Genomic DNA, 19209 nt, shown 5'->3' on the forward strand with positions numbered 1-19209 from the left:
AAAAACGGAGAAAAAAAGGAGTTTAATATGAATTCATTTAAGAAAATTGTTTTAGGTACAACTTTTGCTGCTGGTGCTACTGCAATGTTTGTAGGAACTACAAATGCTCACGCTGATGAAGTTTATACAGTAAAATCAGGTGATTCATTATCTAAGATCTCACAAAAATTTGCAGGAGACAACTCAATGATCGATGCAATTGCTGAAAAAAATTCGATCGCAAACATCAACCGCATTTATGTTGGTGAACAATTAACAATCCCAACTTCAAATGATTCTTCAGCAACAACAGAAAACAAAACAACAGAAAATACAGCATCTACAACTGAAACAGCAACGCAAGAACATACATACGTTGCACCTGTTGAAACAGTTGAAGTAGCTCCTGCTGCCCCAGCTGCTGCAACAGCGCCAACTTCAAGCTCTGCAAAAGAATGGATCGCACAAAAAGAATCAGGCGGTTCATACACAGCTACTAACGGACGTTACATCGGCCGTTATCAATTAGATGCTTCATACTTAAACGGCGACTATTCAGCTGCCAATCAAGAACGTGTAGCAGAACAATATGTAACATCTCGTTATGGTTCATGGGATGCTGCTAAAACATTCTGGTTAGCAAACGGCTGGTACTAAGCCGATAAAAGGAAAATGATGAAACCGAGAAACTTGTTTATTCAAGTTCTCGGTTTTTTTGTGTGAAAAATAACTCGTTTGCTTCCCACAGCGCAGCAGTACAAATAAAAACTCGAATAATGTATAATAAAGAAAACGTTTTTTTGTTTAGGGAATGAGGAGGAGCCATGAGTACAAAAGAGAGTCTCGAATTAAACGAAATCACAAGTGGAAATCCACTGTTATCCAGTATTCGATCGATTGTAGAAACGACATTTTACGGTAATAATGTTCATGAAGTTTTTGACAGGAAGACAGCTTATCAACTAGCAAAAGGGAGTCCAGGAACGATCATCACAGATTTAACAATCTCACATGCTGAAGAACTAGATTTACCAGCTGATGTCAGGACACTAGTATTCAATGATGGAAGCATTGTGGGAAGAACAGCAAGTGCTCGGCGGATCTTTGAGGACTTAGACAAGGAACAAAGCAAATACGAGAAAATTTTAAGAGAAGCTGTGTATCAAAGTCGCAAGCGCCAGTTTTACCATACAAAAGTAATCGTTGGCCTATCTGAAGAATTTTCTGTGCAAAGTCATTTGCTGATTCCAGAAGGATTTGAGAACAATTTGTATTCTTATTTGCTGAATTTTCAGCCAGCGAATTCGAAGATCTTAGAGACTTATCAAAAGTCTGTTTCCTTTGATGAGGGAGATCTTTATATCTTTTGTGATCCCGAATGGACACATGAAACATTTCCCAATGGACTCATTTTGTTTGATGCTCTCCATAATACAGCGGCTGTGCTAGGATTACGTTACTTTGGAGAATTAAAAAAAGCGACTTTGACGCTTGCTTGGGCATTGGGAAATCGCAATGGCTTTATTGCCTGCCACGGTGGGATGAAACAATATGCTAGTAATGACCAGACCTATACGATGGCTGTATTTGGGTTGTCCGGTTCTGGAAAATCAACGATTACCTTAGCAAAACATACGGAAGGTCACTCTGTTTCGATCTTGCATGACGATGCTTTCGTTATTTCTCGAAAAAATGGTTTTGCTACTGCCTTGGAACCTTCTTACTTTGATAAAACACAAGACTATCCGTCTGATGATCCGGCCATTTCTTCTTTCCTTACTTGTCAGAATGTGGGAGTGACATGTACAAGTAAAGGAGAAAAAGTCCTAGTAACAGGAGATATACGAAACGGAAATGGGCGGACAGTCAAATCACGTTATGCGACACCCGACCGAGTCGATCATCTTAGCGAAAAGATCGATGCTGTTTTTTGGATCATGAAAGATGATTCGCTTCCGCCAATTATCAAGATCAATGACCCAGTTTTAGCAGCGTCTTTTGGTGCAACATTAGCAACAAAACGATCAGACGCGGAAAATATCACTACAAAAAGACAGCTAGATGAGCTAGTCATTGAACCATTTGCTAATCCTTTCCGTGTCTATCCTCTTAGGGAAGACTATCAAGCTTTTCGAGAGTTGTTTTTGAAACAGCAAACAGCCTGCTATGTCCTGAATACTGGATATTTCGATGATAAAAAAATCAAACCTGAAACGACATTGTCAATCGTTGAAAGAATCGTGCAACAAACGGCAGAATTCAAGTCGTTTGGTCCATTTGAAGACATCCACTATTTACCTATACCAGATTTTCCTGTTTCTTTTGAGGATACGTCCTATAAAAATCTGGTGAAACAACGACTTGATATTCGTTTACGATTCATTGAAGCTCAGATAGGAAAAGATCTCTTGCCAGATGAAGCAAAAGAAAGTTTGGAGAATTTGATTCAGAAATTGAACTAAAATAACAGCTTTTTCAAGAAGTAATCCATGCACAATATCGCTCGGGATCCTTACTTGAAAAAGCTGTTTTTCTATGATGGATTTTTCGTAATATAGGTGGAGATGTCCTTTTGATAATCTTCCGTAGGCCAATGACCAGTATTTAAGAAGTTGGCTAATAGATAGCCGATATAAGGACCTGTGGTCAAGCCAGAAGAGCCTAGACCGCTAGCAGCCAGTAAGCTTGGATCATCTGGCAGTACGCCGAAAAATGGGGAAAAATCTGACGTATAAGCACGGGTACCTACACGGAACTCATATGGCCAGTTTTTTATCTGATCTGGATCAGTCAAGAACTGTTCTGTACTCTTAGTCAATCCCTTATAAGCTTCGCTAGTAGGAGCCAAATCCCAGCCTTGATCGTTTTCATGGGTAGCACCTAAAAGGATCTTTCCATCCATGAAAGGAATGAAATCAGCTTCTCCGTCAAGCATAGCAACAGGCCAGTCTTGACTCATCTTATAAGATGTCTGAAATGCTAAGAGCTGCCCTTTTTGCGGACGTATATCTGCAGCATAGCCTAATTCTTGTAATAAAGGCTTAAGTGCCGGGCCAGGTGTCAAAATTACACGATCAGCTGTGTATTCTCCAAACGGTCCCTTGATGAGCCAAGAATCGCTCTTCTTATGCAAAGTGACTTTTGCCTGGATCTGCTCCATTTGTTTTTGTGCTAAACGCTGACCAAGATGTTCTAAATATGCTTTCCCATCCAGACGACCACCACCACTGATACGCAGTGAAACTGCTGGTTTCAATAATGGAAGTGCTTGAGATGTTTGTTCAGGTGAAAGCCATTCGATGTTTCCAATTTCTGGCGCTTCTTCTTTTCGTTTCTCGGCAAGAACAGCCAATTCAGCTAAATCTTTTTCAGGTCGAAGCAAAAGTGTCCCTGATTGTGCGTAAATCGTTTGATCAAGTTGGAAATCTTTTATAAGTTTAGGGAAAAAAGCAGCGCCGTCTTTAGCCAGACGATACCATTGTTTGTTTCTGCGTTTCGACAACCAAGGGGAGATAATCCCAGCGCTAGCTTTAGTTGCCTGTCCTGTCCCTTCATCAAATAAAGCAACATTGAATTTTGATGTATCTAAGTAACTGGCTAGGGTCATACCAATGATCCCGCCACCGATAATGGCAATTTTTTCCATAAAAAAGCCTCCTTTTACAAACAACCATTTTCACACAAAAAAACGGCAGATGCAACACCTGCCGTATATGGAATCTACGCTTTTTTAGCAAAGAACAGATAATAGGCGAATCGAGCAAAGCTTACGAGAAGCAACAGCAACAAGACGCCTAATGCTGCTTTTGATCCTAATGTAGTAGACACTTCATAGTTATGGGAAGTATGATGCTGGACGTAATTGATAATGACCGCTACTAATGAAGTAGCCACAGCGCCAGAAAACTGCTGCAAGGTATTGAACATTGCGTTCCCGTCTCCTTGTAGTTCTTCATTCAGTGCATTCATTCCGGTGGTCATCATATTGCTGTAAGATAATCCGATACCGATCATATAAAACACATGACAAGCAATCAATACACCCACTGAAGCGTGTCCTATGAGTAGGAATAATGCTAGCCAACCAATCAAAGAAAGAATCAGCCCAGCAAAAATTGGCTTCTTCGGACCATATTGATCCAGCATTTTCCCGGAAAAAGGAGAAAGCAAAGCACCAACCGCTGCGCCGGGAAGCATCGCTAATCCAGCGACAAAAGGACTACTTCCTTGAACGATCTGAAGGAAATTCGGCAAGACAAAAGATACACCAAGTAATAAAAACTGATAAACTAAGAAGCCAATCAAAAACAAGCGGAATGTTTTATTTGAAAGAATAGACAGTCGGATCAGCGGATGCTCCACTTTTTTACTTCGATAGTAAAAAAGGAACCAGCCAATACCGCCGATGATTAAAGCAATCCAGCTGGAAACTGTTCCCAACGTACTCAAAAATGTTAGACTTCCACTAAACAAAAGACAAATTCCTAAAACGCTTATCCAATCCAAATAACCACTTTTTTGTACTGCCATCTCGGGAATAGCAAACCAGCCGATAATCAAAGAAAGAATCAAAACGGGCACAAGAAACAGGAAGATATGATTCCATGTAAAATGTGAAGTCATAATGCCTCCATAAGTGGGACCAATTGCTGGAGCAATGGCCGTTGTCAAAGTACCGACACCCATCATCGCGCCTCGTCGATTGAGGGGGGCAAATGTCAAGATAATATGGAACATCAACGGAAGAGCGATACCTGTCGCTGCACCTTGGAGCAATCGACCAAACAATAGGACCATGAAGGTAGGAGAGAAGAAATCGATTATTATACCTGCCAAGAAAAGCAGATTTGAAGCTAAAAAGAGTTTTTTGAGACTAAAATTGCGATTCAAATAAGTAGACAGCGGAACAATGATTGAAATCATCAAAAGATAAATCGTTGTTACCCATTGGACTTGTGCAGTCGTTAAATCAAACTGTCTGATAAGAGTTGGGAAAGTTACATTCATGGCCGTCTCGATCAATACGCCCGCAAAAGACATCATCCCTGTTGCAATTACTGCAGGTACTAAAAGCAGCTGTTTTTGTTTTGTCATTTACATCACCTCTAAAAAATTTCGTAAAAAAAGAGAGTGATTTCTATTATAAAAATAGAAACCGCCTCTCTCTCGACACGCCGAAACGTGTTATCTGTACGATTTATTTACTTAACTTATTCTAGCACAAACTGAAAAATAGTGTCAACACGATTAGCCAAGTCACTCAAAAAGAGGTATGATAATAAATAACTAAATGGAATTTCGCGGAGGAAGAAAAATGGAAAAAATTGAATGGCGTAAAGACAAGAGCTATAGTATGAAAAAAAGCCCGCAAATACTAGAGGTTCCTAAAAAACCATTCTTTAGCATCAGAGGGATCGGCGACCCGAATCAGGAAGACTTTAAACGAAGAGTAGCCTGTCTATATGCAGTCAGCTATGCAATACGCATGTCGCCTAAAAAAAATTGGCTGATTCCTGATTATCAGATGTATACTGTCTATCCACTGGAAGGACAATGGGGACTGCAAGAAAAGTATTTGCATGAACCAGTGATGAAAAAAGAACATTTTTCTTATCAATTGATGATCCGACAGCCTGACTTTGTTACAGAAGCGATAGCACAAGAAGCCATTCAGCGTTCTAGCAAACTTCCGGAAGACTTGAAAGAACAAGTAGTATTCAAAAAGATGGAAGAAGGTCTTTGTGCCCAAATCTTACACGTCGGGCCCTATGACGAAGAACCAGCAACGTTTGAGAAATTAGAAGCATTCATCGCAAAAGAAGGCTATGAAAGAGCTTCTAAAGAACACAAAGAGATTTACATCAGCGATCCAAGAAAATCAGCACCTGAAAAAATGAAGACGATTTTGCGTGTTAAAATAGAAAAAGGTTAGCAACCTGAATGAAAACAAAAAATAAAAGTAAAAAATACCAAAATATGAAGAAATATTACTTATCTTTTGCTATAATCAACATTGAGAGGTGTCTAATATGAAAAAGAAACAGCGACAAGCACTGATCCGCCAGATCATTACAGAACAACCTATTGGGACACAGGAAGAGCTGCTTGCGCGGCTGCATGAAGCAGGCGCCGATGTGACTCAAGCAACGATTTCTCGAGACATTCGAGAAATGAAGTTAGTAAAAAGTCAAAATGAAAACAAAATAGTACGCTATACATTATTTAACCAGCCATCTGTTTCTTTAAATGAAGAACGTTTGCGTACAGCAATTAGACGCGAGGTTTTGCGTATCCAGTCTGTTCAGTTCATGGTCATCGTATTGACTGAACGAAATGGTGCCGATGTGGTAACGAATTGGCTAGATGAAGTGGCTTACCCTGAAGTTGTCGGAACGATGGCCGGTGTAGATACATTCATTATTATTTGTCGCTCAGAAGAAGAAGCACAGCGATTTGCAGAAAAGCTGGAAAAAATGAGGGAATAAATGAGGAGGACTTTTATATGAAAGGTATGAAAGCGCTACAAAACGGATCGGATATTCGAGGAATCGCATTACCAGTTGAAGGATATGAAGTAAACTTGACGACAGACATGGTAAAAAAGATCGGCTGGGGACTAGCAAACTGGATAAAGAAAAAGAAGAAGTCAACCGATCCAAATAAAAAATGGACGATTGGGATTGGTCATGACAGTAGGATAAGCGGACCAGCACTGAAAGAGGCGTTGATCCAAAGTCTGAAAGAACAAGGGATACATGTCATCGATTTCGAATTAGCTACTACGCCTGCTATGTTTATGTCCACTCAATTTGAACAGTTCTCGTGCGATGCTGCGGTTATGCTGACTGCTAGCCATCTTCCCTATTATTATAATGGAATAAAATTCTTTACCTCAGAAGGAGGAGCAGAAAAAGAAGATATTGCTTTTATCCTATCACAGCAGCAAAAAATAAAAAGCGAACAAACTGGAAGCGTAGAAAAAGCAGACCTTTTGACACCTTATGCGCAAGATTTAGTCACAAAAATTAAAAAGGGGATTGGAACACTAGAAAGCAAACCACTAAATGGTTGGAAAATCATTGTTGATGCCGGAAATGGTGCTGGTGGATTCTTTGCTGAAAAAGTATTGAATAGCTTAGGTGCGGATTCAACAGGTTCCCAATTTTTGGAACCAGATGGCCGATTTCCTAATCATATCCCAAATCCTGATAATAAAGAAGCGATGGAAAGTATCAAGCAGGCTGTTTTAGCAAATGAAGCAGATCTTGGGATCATTTTCGATACAGATGTGGATCGTTCTGCAGTTGTCAGTGCTTCTGGAACAGTGATCAATCGAAATAATTTGATCGCAGTATTAAGTACAATCGTATTAAAAGAGCATCCAGGAACAAGAATCGTGACGAATTCCCCTACTTCTTCTCATCTACAAAGATTCATTGAAGAAAAAGGAGGCATCCAAGTTCGTTATATTTCCGGCTATCGAAATGTAATCAATAAAGCATTAGAACTTAACCGTCTTGGGAAAGATACACAGCTAGCCATCGAAACAAGCGGACACGCTGCATTCAAGGAAAACTATTTTCTGGATGATGGTGCATATGTCATCGCAAAGATCCTGATGCTTTTGCCAGAATTAAAAAGAAAAGGTATCACATTAGATGAACAAATCAAAGAGTTGAAACAGCCCGTAGAAGTACAAGAAATCCGACTAAAATTGTTCAGCGATGAACCACACGAACAAGGAAACAAGATATTAGAAGAAATGAAGCGACTGTTGGAAGAAGAAAAAGGGATGAACTTCGACCCGGCAAATGAAGAAGGTATTCGATATGATCTAGAAGAGCCATACGGAAACGGCTGGTTTTTGATCCGTTTAAGCTTACATGAGCCGTTACTAGTATTACAGATAGAAAATGATGAATTCGGAAAGAACAAGTTGGCGTTAGTAAAATTAGCAAAATTATTCGGACATTTTTCTGATCTTGAATCATTAACAGCAGAATAAACCAGTCTTTTTGAAAGGCTAGTTGCTTGGACGGCAAAAAAAGTGGTATGGTTAAATCGAGTGCTGGTAGAGAGACCAGCAAAAGGAGGAAAAAATGGTAACGAATATGGTTATTTTTTTAACAGTATTGGTTTATGGGGTCAACTTTCTGGTATATATGTATCTTAAAATCAATCATATAAAAGATTATGTAGAAAAGATTGCTATTTATTTTGGAACAAATATGACGCTGTTGTTCACGAGTAGTATTTTTTTGTTTTTTGGAAAAATAGTAGAAGACGGCATTCTGGTATTCGAATAAGCAGAATTTTTGTAGAAAGAGCCTTACTTGTCATACACTATAGTTATAGCCAAGTAGCAAATGGTCAATCGAAAGGAGCAGTACAATGAAAAAAGCATACGAAACAGCAATGATCAACCATGGCGGGCGCAATGGAGAAGTCGAGGCACCAAATGGCTCGATGCATATGAAAATCACTCCTCCAGGAATCCATGCAGAAGGAACAAATCCAGAACAATTATTTGCAGCAGGTTATGCTTCTTGTTTCAATGGGGCGGTACAACATATGATCAAAGAAGCAGGAATGACAGCAGAGTCCACAGTAAAAGCACGTGTCTCTCTTTATAATTTAGATGATGGCGGCTATCAGATCGGTGTAGTATTAGAAGTGCATATCGATGGCATCAGCGAAGAAGAAGCCCAAAAAATTGCAGAAGATGCGCATGAATTCTGCCCTTACTCCAAAGCAACTAGAGGAAATATCGATGTAGAAGTAACGATTGTTTAGAAGAATAAAGGAAATCGAACCAGACTAAAAACGTGAAAGGACCGCTTTTTGTCTGGTTTTTTTGACAAATAAAGCAGATGATTTGGAAAATAGACGATTATCGGTTATCATATTTTTGTACCAATCGGTAGGTAAAAAAGAAGCGAGGGAAAAATGATGGAAAAATATCAAAATATTGTGATCGGTTTTGGAAAGGGCGGTAAGACTTTAGCGAAGGCGTTAGCTTCAAAAGGCGAATCGGTTTTAGTCGTTGAAAAGTCAACACGTATGTATGGCGGAACATGTATCAACATCGGCTGTATTCCTTCTAAATCATTGATTTTCAATGGAGAAAGAGGAATCGACTTTACAGAGGCTGTTGCTCGGAAAGAAAAATTGACGGGCATGCTTCGAGCCAAAAATTATCATATGATCAGTGATGAGGCAACTGGGACAGTGATGGACGGTACAGCACGTTTTCTTTCTAACCATCAAATCGAAGTGACGAATAATGGCGAAAAAGTGATTGTTGAAGGCGAACGGATTTTCATCAATACTGGTTCTGAACCAATCATTTTACCAATCAAAGGATTGAATACAAGTCGCTACTTGATTGATTCTACGCAAGCAATGGATCAGGAACAATTACCGGAAAAATTAGTGATCATCGGGGCTGGATATATTGGCTTGGAATTTGCATCAATGTTCAATGAATACGGATCTAAAGTTGTCGTTCTTGATGCCCATCCTGAATTTCTTCCTCGTGAAGATGAAGATATCGCGCAAATGATTTTAGAAGACATGACAAATGCGGGAATCGAATTCCATCTAGGTGTATCTGTAGATCAAGTAGCAGACCAAGAATCAACAGCTGCCGTCACCTTTACAGAAGATGGCCAAGAAGTAACAATCCAAGCGTCAAAAGTTTTGGCTGCAACTGGAAGAAAACCAAGTACAGCATCACTTGGATTAGAAAATACAGATGTTAAACTAACAGATCGCGGAGCAATCGCTGTGGATGAATACCTTCGTACAGATGCAGACAACATTTGGGCGATTGGAGACGTCAAAGGCGGATTGCAGTTCACTTATATCTCTCTAGATGATTATCGAATCATTATGGATCAGTTGAAGGGCGAGAATAAACGAACAACGAATAACCGGAAAGCTGTGCCTTACAGTGTATTTATCACTCCGACTTTATCCAATGTAGGTTTAACAGAAAAACAAGCCAAAGCACAAGGCGTCAATTACAAATTATTCAAGTATATGACAAGCGGTGTCCCTAAAGCACAAGTATTAGAAGATCCTAAAGGTGTATTCAAAGTTTTAGTCGACCCTGAAACTGACTTGATTCTAGGGGCAAGTATCTATGCGGAAGATTCTCATGAAGTCATCAACTTGATTTCGCTAGCTATGAATGGAAAACTTCCTTATACGTTATTGAGAGATCAAATATATTCTCATCCAACAATGAGTGAAGCTCTAAATGATGTATTAAAATAAATAACGAATGGAGAATCCACCATGTTCAATAATAAAAATACAGCAGTAGTTCTCACTGACCCGCAAGTCGAGTTCTTGAAACCAGCAGGCGGTGGCTTTGGTTTGACAAAAGATATCTTAGAAAAATACAATACGATCGAAAACATGATCGAAATGGTGAAACAAGCAAAAGAAAAAGGATACAAACTCTTTATTTCTCCTCATTATTTTTACCCACATGACCATAAATGGCAATTTGGCGGTGCAGGAGAACACATGATGCTTGAACAGCAGATGTTTGCTAGAAAAAGTCAATATGAATCAGTTGAAGAAGGTTCAGGAGCTGATTTCATCGAAGAATTGAAACCATATTTGGATGAAAATACGATCATCAGCTCTCCTCATAAAATCTTTGGACCAGAAAGCAACGACTTAGCGCTTCAATTGAGAAAAAATGGAATCGACACAGTGATTCTTGGTGGAATGAACGGAAACTTGTGTAGCGATTCCCATATGCGTGAATTGGTAGAGAGTGGATTCAATGTTGTGGTAGCGACAGATGCAATTGGTGCTCCTGGTCAAGAAGCAATGGATGCAGCGTTGACGAACTTTGGCTTTATTGCAGATCAAGTGATGACAACAGAGGAAGTATTAGAGCAACTATCATAAGATAGGAATTGCTTTTGTCCTCGCAGTTCTTGAATCAATGAACATCTAGCTATATGAGAACAGTTTTATAGTGAGGGCTGTGTCAGGTAATTTGGCACAGTCTTTTTTAAACGATTAAGAAGAAAAAATGATGAATTTACTGTATAATATAGGACTATGAGAAATGAAAAAGGAGAATATCATTGAAAACAAAGGAAAAGATCTTGGAAGCGACCAAAGATCTTATTTATAAAAAAGGCTATCATGAAACGTCAATCCGAGATATTCTAGCAGCTTCTGATACAGGAAAAGGTCAATTTTATTATTACTTTTCTTCAAAAAAAGAAGTTTGTCTAGCGGTGATCCATGCGCATATGGACGTATGGCAGACAGAATTGTTCGAAGACATCTTAAATGCTGGAAAACAGCCAGAAGAAGCATTAGAAGAAATGTTGGACTGGATTTTCGCTGATCATGAGACACAGATCACTTATCATGGCTGTCCTGTAGGTAATTTGATTATTGAGTTGAGTACAGTGGATGAAGAATACCGTCTGTTGCTACTAGAATTAGTCAATCAATGGGTCAAGTATACGAAACAAAATATCCTGGCACTTTCTGAAGAAAAACTGTCCGATGAAGAAGCAGACCGTCAAGCCAAAGTGTTGATTGCTGAAATCCAGGGAAGTATCTTATTGTTGAAAGTCACACAGGATCTATCACTACTTAGACAAAATTTTCAATTGATCAAAGAAAAATTGTTAACTTCGCAAAAGGTTCTTTAATAATTAGAGGTTGTGACAGAAGTGGTCAGCTTCAAGAAATAAGAAGGAATTTACGAAAATTGCTTCTCAAATTTTTGTGAAATTTCGGCTTATTTTTCGAAGAAGTTACTTCTGGAACACCGTGTATAAGAGGTTGTGAAATCAGCGCTTTGACCTGAGTATTAGAGAAACAAACGGCAAAATAGTTTCTCATATTTTGCCGTTTTTTGAGCTAATACCGAAGGTTAGCTGATTGAACACCGTTTAGTGGAGAGGTTGTGAAAAAGCTGCCCTGCATCAAGTAATAAGAACAGCCAAATAAAAATAGCTGCTCATATTTTTCGTTTGGTTGGGCTTATTACCGCAGATGCAAGCTTTTGAACACCGTTTAAGGAAGAGGTTGTGAAAAAGTCGCTTAGTTTCGAGTATTAAGAAAAATTTTGTGAAAATGGCTTTCTACATTTTTGCATAAATTTGGTTTAATACCGAGAAACTGGCTTTTGAACACCGTTTACCCAGAGGTCGTAAGCCTGCCGTTTCACTCCGAGTCACAAGGAACAATTTCAAAAAGCAGCTTCTCATGTTTGTTGAATATTGTGACTTGTGACCGAGGAGTTGGCAGGAGAATACCATTCACTGGAGAGTTTGTCACTTGTCACAACTTTTTTAGTTCTACACAAATTGAAAGCGTTTTGTTGGTGCGAACTTCTTGTTGCAGTGTATGATAGAAAAAAAGATTGGGAGGGATTAGGATGTGTGGTCGTTATTTTTTTGATCTAGAGTCAGAGCTCCTTCAGAATTATTATCGAGAAGCCCAGACGAAACAACCGGAGCAGGCAGCAGAATTAGCAGCTGGAGAAGTTTTTCCGTCAAATCTTGTTGTGACGTTAAGAAAAGAGGAAGAAAACATCCTCACTCCGGAAATCATGAAGTGGGGATTTACCGGATTTAAAAAAGGACAATTGATGATTAATGCCCGTGCAGAGACAGTAGAAGAAAAAAAGACCTTTCATCAACCATTTTTGCAAAATCGTTGTGTTTTCCCAATGAGTGGCTTTTATGAGTGGAATGAAGAAAAAGACAAATTTATGTTTTCAAATAAGGAAAAAATAGTGTATATTGGCGGTTTTTATCGTAGCCATCAGGATGAAAAAATGGCAGAATCAATCATAATGACTACTGAACCTAACCGCACAGTCGCACCAATCCATGACCGAATGCCGCTTGTCTTGACTGAAGAACAAATCGAACCTTGGGTAACAGATATTTCTTTTGCGCGAAAAATCATTACTCAGCAGATGCCTGAATTAGTAATGGAGAAGGTATAACATAATCGATTTTTCAAAGAAAGAGCGGCAAAAAACGAAAAAGACTTCAGCACAGATCCCAAAAACAAAGAGAACAGAAGAAATGCTCATAAGCTGCATATACTGCATCTATAGAGTCACAGTCGACCTTTCTAAGGTATAGCTTCTATTTGTTTTTTACTCGTGCTGCGAGTCTTTTTTATTTATACCTAACGATGTTTATCATTATGACTCTTTGAATTCTTGGAATCTAAAATTCAAACTTAACGACTGGTTGGCAGTTGTATATTCTCTGAGTTTATAGATAAGAGGTTGCCATTTATCCACATTGATATGAGTTGGATCATGTAAAATCCCTTCTTCTACAAAAATAGCTACGATCTCACATTCTACAATAGCAAAGTCTTCTCTAGTTGAAATTCGTTGAACCAATGTTTCTATTTGAAGCGGGCATTCTTTGATCCGAACAGTTGAAACTTCTTCACCTGCTAGTTTCGTGAACTTTCCCAATTGAAATTTGTCAGAGCAAAAGGAATAGCCAGCTTTTTGTTTATAATCAGGCATGATAGGATGGCCTGTCGTCTTTGCGATTTTCTCGATTTTTTTCCAAAGCGTTTTATCTGCAAGATTGAAGGTAGCGGGGAGTTAGCTATAGTATTTGGGTAGATTTTGGATCCATAGGTTCAATGTTTCTTGGATTATTTTTTTATTTAAAGAAAAAATGAGCTGGCTACAATTTATTTCTATTTATATCCAATAAGATATACTTTAAACAAAATAATTTTCTAGATAGTTTACAAAGGGGAATTTTGCGTTACTTAGTGTTATATAGTATACTTTTATTAAGGGAGTGATGATAATGCTTGTTACAAAATCTAGATTACAAGGAAGTTCTGTAGTGGTAACTTTACCTTCTGATAACGGAAAGAAACCTTCAGAAAACCAAGAATATATCGTTGTGTATTCTGACGATGGTACAATTACGTTAGTTCCAAAAATTAAAGATCCATTTAGTGGTGGGGAAGAGGCCGAGTATTATGAGAAAGACGAATGGGAAGATTTAACTCCTGAAGGGAGAGAAATTTTATAGTGTCAGGAGAAAGAATTTATATTCCTAAAAAAGGTGATATTGTATGGATTGATTTTGATCCCTCAGTAGGAAAAGAAATTCAAAAAAGACGACCAGGACTAGTCGTCTCTCGTTATGAATTTAACCGTAAAACAATGTTTTCGGTCATATGTCCAATTACTTCCACTATAAAGAATTTACCGACACGTTACTCATTACCTGAAGAGCTAGATATAAAAGGACAAGTAATTATTTCACAATTAAAATCTCTTGATTTTAAGGAACGAAAACTCAAAAAAATAGAAAACTTACCATTGCAAGACATGGCTAAAATTGATCAGATTATACAGTATATGTTTTAAGCATTGTAAGTAAACTCTATAATATTTTTATACGCTAAACATAACGAAATTAAAAAAAGGCCAAGTAAATGTCGTTCATTCCACTAGTGTGGTCGATGGGATTAATTTCCGTATCTTAAACTAAAGAATATATAGCATTTTAAACGAATGATTGAGGTGATTTCCTCAAGTCATTCGTTTTTTTGTGTCACAAAACTTGTTTTTTCACGACATATCTTAACGTATACGAAAAGTCGCGACAATACTTTAACAGAAAGAAGAAAAAGAACAACTGACAGTTTTAGTCCTAAAAAATCTAAACTCTTTAGATATGAGTAATGTCATTTTAAACTATATCGATGCTTAAAAACGTAAAATTTGGGATCAAGATCTGTCTAGGAAAGAATTTCTATAGTTTAACTGAATAACACAAAAAGGCATATCATGCGACAAGAAAAACAATGAAAAGAGAAATTTGCCATCACTGGAACATCCGTACAGAAATTAGCATAGATTCTGAAAAATCTACCGCTAGTTTCTATTTAGTTGTTCTAACGACACCAATACTTGTAATGCTCGAAAATGTGCAATTGGGTCAGATAGTGAACCAAAGTAGAATCTCAAAGCGACAATTATGAATGTAAAAGTACCTTTTATGATTAGTTTATTCTCTAATTGATTACATCCCGTATAATTAATAAAATTACTTTGCCGATTACACGATCTTATGTCAGTAGAGCTTTTAGGTACACTATCAATACAGTTCATTCCAGTATAATGTAAGGTTTTTTTATTTGGAGTCACTTTTTGTCAATATTATTATTTACAATACCTTCTATAATAAAAGTTATTTAAGGAAGTGTCTATGAATGAGTAAAAATTCTAAAGGATTCCTAACCATCTTATTAGCTTTTATAGGGTATATGTTGGTTGGGCTGCTAAAATCATACAGTAATGAGTTGCTGAATTTTTCAACATTTATTAATGATACATTAGTTCCAAGTTTGTTTTTCATTGTATTTTTTGCTGTTGGTTATTTTATAATAAAGATATAATGACTAATTTAGCTCAACTATTCCAGCGTCAGCTGAAGATATTGCAATTCCCGATTCCTTAATCATTTATCTGGATGAGACAGAAATTGAAGTTGCAACAGATGTGCATGTAGTTGAGGATAAAAATGATAGTTTAAAAATTAATAGTTCAGATACTTTACTAAGAGTAAGTCCTATCTTTTCAGCTGTTATTTAGATGCAAGTAGCAACTAAGTTAGGTGGTACTCCTGCAATGGATAGGTATTGGTGTGTTCGATATATAAGTGGTCGAAGTATCAAGGTTATGTATACTGGATGGGAGATAGAAGAGTTAAAAATTGGAGGTCACCGCCACAAATGGAATTTAGATTTAGAGGTACCTTAGATTTGGTATAGTTATTAAACACAAGATGGCCTGGTTTGTAGGGAAAGTCGAAGAGTATTTTTCCACTTCTGCGCCCCTTTAATTTTTCTAGTAATGCCGTGAATTTGTGATTAATTGGAAATATGAAGAAAGGAGAGTCTATGAAAACAACACTAGTTCTATTCTATAAAAAGCATCCTTATTTTACACTTCTGATAAATATATTGTTGGCTAGTGTTATCGGGATTTCTGTTGAATATCTAATAAATAAAGATTTCATAGGTTCTGGTTTTTATACGGCTTTATTTCTTGGACTTCTTGAAGCATTTTCCATTTATAAAAAATCAAAAAAATAAAATAGATTGCCGTAAGAGATCTTTTTCATTTCATTTTTTTCTGAAAACCCGTTGTTTTTGTCAGTGAAGCAGCGGGTTTTTAGATTTATTGTCTTTAGACCTAATTGAGCGCGCCGAGCGAGTGAAATACAAAACCACTTGCTATGCGGGTGGAGCAATAAAGGGAAATAGTTTAGCCCGTACAAAGTAGATGTGTAAATACCACATTGTATTCACACCAAAGTATAGAAGAAAAATAATTTATAATCAATATCGAGCCAATATTCAGGAGATCATCAAGAGATTGTGCAAATCTAAAATATAAATTTGGGTATCGACACTTTTGGGTGGAAGAATACTATGTGACAAAAGTAGGACAAAATGAAGCGACCATCAAAAAGTACATTCAAGAACAAGAAAAACATGATAGTGCGTTAGATAAGCTGAGTGTACGAGAGTAAGACGATCCTTTTAAGGGCTAAGGAGTAGTACATAAACCTTTTAAGAGGTGGGCAAAACTGGCAAAGGCAATATGGCTTGAACATAAAATATGAAAGCCAGCGTCTTTAGGCGCTGGCCGGTGATTTGAGCTTATAGCTCTAGAGAAAACCACCCTTTTGAAGGGTGGTTATGATTAATGACTTTAGTCAGTTTTGCTCACAAAGCGTGTGGAACAAAAAACGGGTGTTTCTACGGGTAGATATTTATTTCTTGAATGGAGGTGTCCCATACATTTTTGGTGTTACTGGTTCTAATTTTGGTGCAGCGCCTTCGATCTTAGGTTCTTTCAACCATTGATATTCGCCTTCGCCATCCAGTGCTTTGCCACTAGCCCAAGAACCTTCACTACTTTGGTCTCCCTCTGAGAAGTTATAGAAGTCATAAGCAATGTCTTTTCGTTCTTTGTCACGCGGGAAAGTACTTGGGACTAAGATTGAACCTTCTTTTTCTTCTAATTCTTTCACTGCACATTCCCATAGATTTTGATGATAGCTATCTCTTGCAAGGAGAACAGACAGCATATCTTTTACGCCACGATCATCGATCATTTCGTAAATACGTGCTACTTGAAGTCTTCCTTGTGATTCGGCATTTAAATTAGCTCTAAAGTCTGCTAACAAGTTGCCACTCGCAATGATATAGGCACCGCTCCATGGATTGCCCACGCTGTCAGCAGGACGAGGTCCTAAGCCAGCTACGATCGCGTGCTGTGGATTCATTCCAGAGATAATGGCACCGATTGTTGGATCTTTTTGCATCGCTGCTTCTTGATCTTCAACAGGCGCACCCTCTAATAAACGAGCAACCATTGTCGCCAACATTTCCACGTGGCCGATTTCTTCTGTTGCAATGTCCATCAGCATATCTTTATATTTTTCTTCTCCTCGGCAGCTCCAGCCTTGGAACAGGTACTGCATAGCTACACTCATCTCGCCATATTGGCCGCCGATCAGCTCCTGCAGATATTTCGCGATTAATGGATTCGGACGATCTGGTTTTGCTTCAAACTGCAATTCTTTCTGGTGTCTAAACATCAAAATTCCTCCTAATCTATTTTTAATATATTCTCATTCTGCTACGAAAGATTAAAAAATTCAAAGAAAACGCTCGCGAATTATATAAAGTATTGGTATCATTAATAATTTTTTTAGAATCATACCTTATAAATTGTTATTTTCAGAACAAAATGATATCGTTATATTAAAACCGACATCGGTTACATTAAAATTTGGAGATAAAATATGAAAAAATTATTGTTTACAGGGTTGCTGGCAAGTTCAGCATTGTTTTTATTAGGTGGATGCGGATCAAGTAATGCAAGCGATGCCAGTTCAAGTGCAGCAAATTCTTCTGAAAAAACAAGTGATGGAAGAAAAAATATTGATTTCTGGTCCTTTTGGGGATCCGGTGCACGAAAAGAAGCTATCGAAGAAATCATTGAGGATTTCAATCAATCACAAAACGAGATCCATGTAAATTATAAGTATCAGCCATGGGGTGACATCTGGACTAAATCTTTATCTGCAATAACAGCTGGAAATGCACCCGATGTTATTGTACAGGACATAAATTCCGTCGCCCAAAGAGCAGAAGCACAGCAAGCAACTAATCTCTCCAAATATGTAGAAAAAGACACTTCTAAGGATTTTTATCCGCAGCTTTGGGATACAGTAGAATATGAAGGTGATCCTTATGCGATCCCATTCAATACAGATACACAAGTCATTTTTTATAATAAAAAGTTATTTAAAGAAGCTGGAATCAGTGAACAAGATCTACCGACAACTTGGGATGAATTAGAAGAAACAGCACGTAAACTAGATAAAAAAGAAGGAAAAGAATTTACACGCATCGGTTTTTATCCATTATGGAATTTAGGGGCTGATGTATGGGCGCTAAACGCAGATAACGGGACTAGTTGGTTTGACAAAGATGAAAAAGTCAAGATTGATACTAAAAATAAAGTGGAAGCCTTGGAGTGGATCCAAGACTGGCAAGATTATTATGGGAAAAATACGATCAATAAATTAGAAGCCGAATTTGGGTCTGGTGTATCTGATCCATTTATTTCCGGATTAGTAGCCATGCGTGCCCAAAATATCAATTATTACTCTAGTTTGATGGAAAATGCACCGGATGATTTTGATTTTGGCGTGATGCAGCTCCCAGAAAAAGAAGAAGGTTCAGGCCATTGGTCGTGGGGTGGCGGATTCGTCTTGGAAGTACCATACGGAGCAAAAGATCCTGAGGCCTCTTATGAATTCATCAAATATCTTTCTTCTCCAGAAGTACAAGAAAAATTCGGCGAAAAAAGTTTTGATATCATGGCGAGCAAGACAGCCAATGAGAATTTAGTGAATAATGACAACCTAACGGATAAAGGAAAAATGATCTATCAAATGGGGGACGAAAACTTTAAAAATACGGTGATCACACCAGTTCCTTTAGATGCTCCGGATTACACGACATTAGTGAATGAACAGATTGACCAGATTCTTTTAGGAACAAAACCACCAAAAGAAGGATTGGCAGATGCACAAAAAGCAGTAGAAAACTTAGTCAAGCAAAATCAATAATCCATTTTTGACTGTCTAGGTACAGAGGAGGCAA

Annotated in this window: 20 protein-coding genes and 1 pseudogene; 17 read left to right on the forward strand and 4 right to left on the reverse strand. The window is 37.9% G+C overall.

Features of this window, described 5'->3' with window-relative positions; all coding sequences use genetic code 11:
- Nucleotides 1–27 precede the first annotated feature (27 nt).
- Both IGL15_RS02335 and IGL15_RS02340 read left to right on the forward strand, forming a co-directional pair.
- Nucleotides 28–636 carry a LysM peptidoglycan-binding domain-containing protein gene (locus tag IGL15_RS02335; RefSeq protein WP_002286836.1) on the forward strand — a complete coding sequence of 203 codons (609 nt, stop codon included), beginning with the start codon at nucleotides 28–30 and terminating at the stop codon, nucleotides 634–636.
- A 167-nt stretch (nucleotides 637–803) separates the two neighbouring features.
- Nucleotides 804–2441, forward strand: a complete 1638-nt coding sequence (locus IGL15_RS02340) for a phosphoenolpyruvate carboxykinase (ATP) (protein ID WP_002286835.1) — start codon at nucleotides 804–806, stop codon at nucleotides 2439–2441.
- A 71-nt stretch (nucleotides 2442–2512) separates the two neighbouring features.
- Here the strand turns inward: IGL15_RS02340 and IGL15_RS02345 are convergent, their stop codons facing one another.
- Both IGL15_RS02345 and IGL15_RS02350 read right to left on the reverse strand, forming a co-directional pair.
- Nucleotides 2513–3625, reverse strand: coding sequence for an NAD(P)/FAD-dependent oxidoreductase (locus IGL15_RS02345; RefSeq protein ID WP_002286834.1), 1113 nt, complete (start codon nucleotides 3623–3625; stop codon nucleotides 2513–2515).
- Between the two features lie 74 nt (nucleotides 3626–3699).
- Nucleotides 3700–5073 carry an MFS transporter gene (locus IGL15_RS02350; RefSeq protein WP_104765571.1) on the reverse strand — a complete coding sequence of 458 codons (1374 nt, stop codon included), beginning with the start codon at nucleotides 5071–5073 and terminating at the stop codon, nucleotides 3700–3702.
- Between the two features lie 220 nt (nucleotides 5074–5293).
- Between IGL15_RS02350 and IGL15_RS02355 the strand changes: the two genes are divergently transcribed.
- The 9 genes from IGL15_RS02355 to IGL15_RS02395 all read left to right on the forward strand — a co-directional run bounded on the left by IGL15_RS02355 (nucleotide 5294) and on the right by IGL15_RS02395 (nucleotide 12976).
- Nucleotides 5294–5911, forward strand: coding sequence for a GyrI-like domain-containing protein (locus IGL15_RS02355; protein WP_002325134.1), 618 nt, complete (start codon nucleotides 5294–5296; stop codon nucleotides 5909–5911).
- A 97-nt stretch (nucleotides 5912–6008) separates the two neighbouring features.
- Nucleotides 6009–6464, forward strand: a complete 456-nt coding sequence (gene argR / locus IGL15_RS02360; protein WP_002286829.1) for an arginine repressor — start codon at nucleotides 6009–6011, stop codon at nucleotides 6462–6464.
- 17 nt (nucleotides 6465–6481) lie between these two features.
- Entirely contained in the window at nucleotides 6482–7984 is a 1503-nt protein-coding gene (locus IGL15_RS02365; RefSeq protein WP_002305997.1) for a phosphoglucomutase, read from the forward strand.
- 94 nt (nucleotides 7985–8078) lie between these two features.
- On the forward strand, nucleotides 8079–8285 hold the full coding sequence (locus tag IGL15_RS02370; protein ID WP_002293677.1) for a hypothetical protein: 207 nt from the start codon (nucleotides 8079–8081) through the stop codon (nucleotides 8283–8285).
- An 85-nt stretch (nucleotides 8286–8370) separates the two neighbouring features.
- Nucleotides 8371–8772, forward strand: coding sequence for an organic hydroperoxide resistance protein (locus IGL15_RS02375; protein WP_002286825.1), 402 nt, complete (start codon nucleotides 8371–8373; stop codon nucleotides 8770–8772).
- A gap of 153 nt (nucleotides 8773–8925) precedes the next feature.
- Nucleotides 8926–10257 carry an FAD-containing oxidoreductase gene (locus tag IGL15_RS02380; RefSeq protein WP_010727422.1) on the forward strand — a complete coding sequence of 444 codons (1332 nt, stop codon included), beginning with the start codon at nucleotides 8926–8928 and terminating at the stop codon, nucleotides 10255–10257.
- A 21-nt stretch (nucleotides 10258–10278) separates the two neighbouring features.
- Nucleotides 10279–10905, forward strand: a complete 627-nt coding sequence (locus IGL15_RS02385; protein ID WP_002286816.1) for a cysteine hydrolase — start codon at nucleotides 10279–10281, stop codon at nucleotides 10903–10905.
- A gap of 182 nt (nucleotides 10906–11087) precedes the next feature.
- Nucleotides 11088–11669 carry a TetR/AcrR family transcriptional regulator gene (locus IGL15_RS02390; protein WP_010727423.1) on the forward strand — a complete coding sequence of 194 codons (582 nt, stop codon included), beginning with the start codon at nucleotides 11088–11090 and terminating at the stop codon, nucleotides 11667–11669.
- A 731-nt stretch (nucleotides 11670–12400) separates the two neighbouring features.
- Nucleotides 12401–12976, forward strand: a complete 576-nt coding sequence (locus IGL15_RS02395) for an SOS response-associated peptidase (protein ID WP_002318335.1) — start codon at nucleotides 12401–12403, stop codon at nucleotides 12974–12976.
- A 204-nt stretch (nucleotides 12977–13180) separates the two neighbouring features.
- Here the strand turns inward: IGL15_RS02395 and IGL15_RS02400 are convergent, their stop codons facing one another.
- Nucleotides 13181–13519, reverse strand: a complete 339-nt coding sequence (locus tag IGL15_RS02400) for a hypothetical protein (RefSeq protein WP_104765204.1) — start codon at nucleotides 13517–13519, stop codon at nucleotides 13181–13183.
- A 295-nt stretch (nucleotides 13520–13814) separates the two neighbouring features.
- On the opposite strand from IGL15_RS02400, the gene mazE reads away from it, so the two are divergent.
- From mazE to IGL15_RS02425, 5 genes and pseudogenes are all read left to right on the forward strand, one after another.
- Nucleotides 13815–14045 carry a type II toxin-antitoxin system PemI/MazE family antitoxin gene (gene mazE, locus IGL15_RS02405; RefSeq protein WP_010728130.1) on the forward strand — a complete coding sequence of 77 codons (231 nt, stop codon included), beginning with the start codon at nucleotides 13815–13817 and terminating at the stop codon, nucleotides 14043–14045.
- A complete protein-coding gene (locus IGL15_RS02410) occupies nucleotides 14045–14386 on the forward strand; it encodes a type II toxin-antitoxin system PemK/MazF family toxin (protein WP_002349927.1) in 342 nt (113 codons plus the stop codon). Before mazE ends, IGL15_RS02410 begins: the two co-directional genes overlap by 1 nt.
- Before the next feature lie 848 nt (nucleotides 14387–15234).
- Complete coding sequence (locus IGL15_RS02415; protein ID WP_002304207.1) at nucleotides 15235–15420, forward strand: hypothetical protein; 186 nt, start codon at nucleotides 15235–15237, stop codon at nucleotides 15418–15420.
- Between the two features lie 504 nt (nucleotides 15421–15924).
- Nucleotides 15925–16119, forward strand: coding sequence for a hypothetical protein (locus tag IGL15_RS02420; protein ID WP_002295146.1), 195 nt, complete (start codon nucleotides 15925–15927; stop codon nucleotides 16117–16119).
- 190 nt (nucleotides 16120–16309) lie between these two features.
- Nucleotides 16310–16559, forward strand: a pseudogene (locus IGL15_RS02425) (transposase).
- 243 nt (nucleotides 16560–16802) lie between these two features.
- On the opposite strand, the gene IGL15_RS02430 reads toward IGL15_RS02425, so the two are convergent.
- On the reverse strand, nucleotides 16803–17633 hold the full coding sequence (locus tag IGL15_RS02430) for a manganese catalase family protein (protein ID WP_002286789.1): 831 nt from the start codon (nucleotides 17631–17633) through the stop codon (nucleotides 16803–16805).
- Between the two features lie 207 nt (nucleotides 17634–17840).
- Between IGL15_RS02430 and IGL15_RS02435 the strand changes: the two genes are divergently transcribed.
- Complete coding sequence (locus IGL15_RS02435) at nucleotides 17841–19175, forward strand: ABC transporter substrate-binding protein (protein ID WP_104765203.1); 1335 nt, start codon at nucleotides 17841–17843, stop codon at nucleotides 19173–19175.
- Nucleotides 19176–19209 lie beyond the last annotated feature (34 nt).

This window comes from Enterococcus sp. DIV0436a, assembly GCF_051711605.1.
Classification (GTDB): Bacteria; Bacillota; Bacilli; order Lactobacillales; family Enterococcaceae; genus Enterococcus_B; species Enterococcus_B faecium.

Bases quoted from the DNA above. Each gene is read 5' to 3' on its own strand.
- IGL15_RS02415 (WP_002304207.1), top strand. From the start codon at position 15,235: ATGAGTAAAAATTCTAAAGGATTCCTAACCATCTTATTAGCTTTTATA.
- IGL15_RS02380 (WP_010727422.1), top strand. From the start codon at position 8,926: ATGATGGAAAAATATCAAAATATTGTGATCGGTTTTGGAAAGGGCGGT.
- IGL15_RS02350 (WP_104765571.1), bottom strand. From the start codon at position 5,073: ATGACAAAACAAAAACAGCTGCTTTTAGTACCTGCAGTAATTGCAACA.
- IGL15_RS02375 (WP_002286825.1), top strand. From the start codon at position 8,371: ATGAAAAAAGCATACGAAACAGCAATGATCAACCATGGCGGGCGCAAT.
- IGL15_RS02430 (WP_002286789.1), bottom strand. From the start codon at position 17,633: ATGTTTAGACACCAGAAAGAATTGCAGTTTGAAGCAAAACCAGATCGT.
- IGL15_RS02365 (WP_002305997.1), top strand. From the start codon at position 6,482: ATGAAAGGTATGAAAGCGCTACAAAACGGATCGGATATTCGAGGAATC.
- IGL15_RS02400 (WP_104765204.1), bottom strand. From the start codon at position 13,519: ATGCCTGATTATAAACAAAAAGCTGGCTATTCCTTTTGCTCTGACAAA.
- IGL15_RS02370 (WP_002293677.1), top strand. From the start codon at position 8,079: ATGGTAACGAATATGGTTATTTTTTTAACAGTATTGGTTTATGGGGTC.
- IGL15_RS02395 (WP_002318335.1), top strand. From the start codon at position 12,401: ATGTGTGGTCGTTATTTTTTTGATCTAGAGTCAGAGCTCCTTCAGAAT.
- mazE (WP_010728130.1), top strand. From the start codon at position 13,815: ATGCTTGTTACAAAATCTAGATTACAAGGAAGTTCTGTAGTGGTAACT.
- IGL15_RS02345 (WP_002286834.1), bottom strand. From the start codon at position 3,625: ATGGAAAAAATTGCCATTATCGGTGGCGGGATCATTGGTATGACCCTA.
- IGL15_RS02355 (WP_002325134.1), top strand. From the start codon at position 5,294: ATGGAAAAAATTGAATGGCGTAAAGACAAGAGCTATAGTATGAAAAAA.
- IGL15_RS02420 (WP_002295146.1), top strand. From the start codon at position 15,925: ATGAAAACAACACTAGTTCTATTCTATAAAAAGCATCCTTATTTTACA.
- IGL15_RS02340 (WP_002286835.1), top strand. From the start codon at position 804: ATGAGTACAAAAGAGAGTCTCGAATTAAACGAAATCACAAGTGGAAAT.
- IGL15_RS02435 (WP_104765203.1), top strand. From the start codon at position 17,841: ATGAAAAAATTATTGTTTACAGGGTTGCTGGCAAGTTCAGCATTGTTT.
- IGL15_RS02335 (WP_002286836.1), top strand. From the start codon at position 28: ATGAATTCATTTAAGAAAATTGTTTTAGGTACAACTTTTGCTGCTGGT.
- IGL15_RS02385 (WP_002286816.1), top strand. From the start codon at position 10,279: ATGTTCAATAATAAAAATACAGCAGTAGTTCTCACTGACCCGCAAGTC.
- argR (WP_002286829.1), top strand. From the start codon at position 6,009: ATGAAAAAGAAACAGCGACAAGCACTGATCCGCCAGATCATTACAGAA.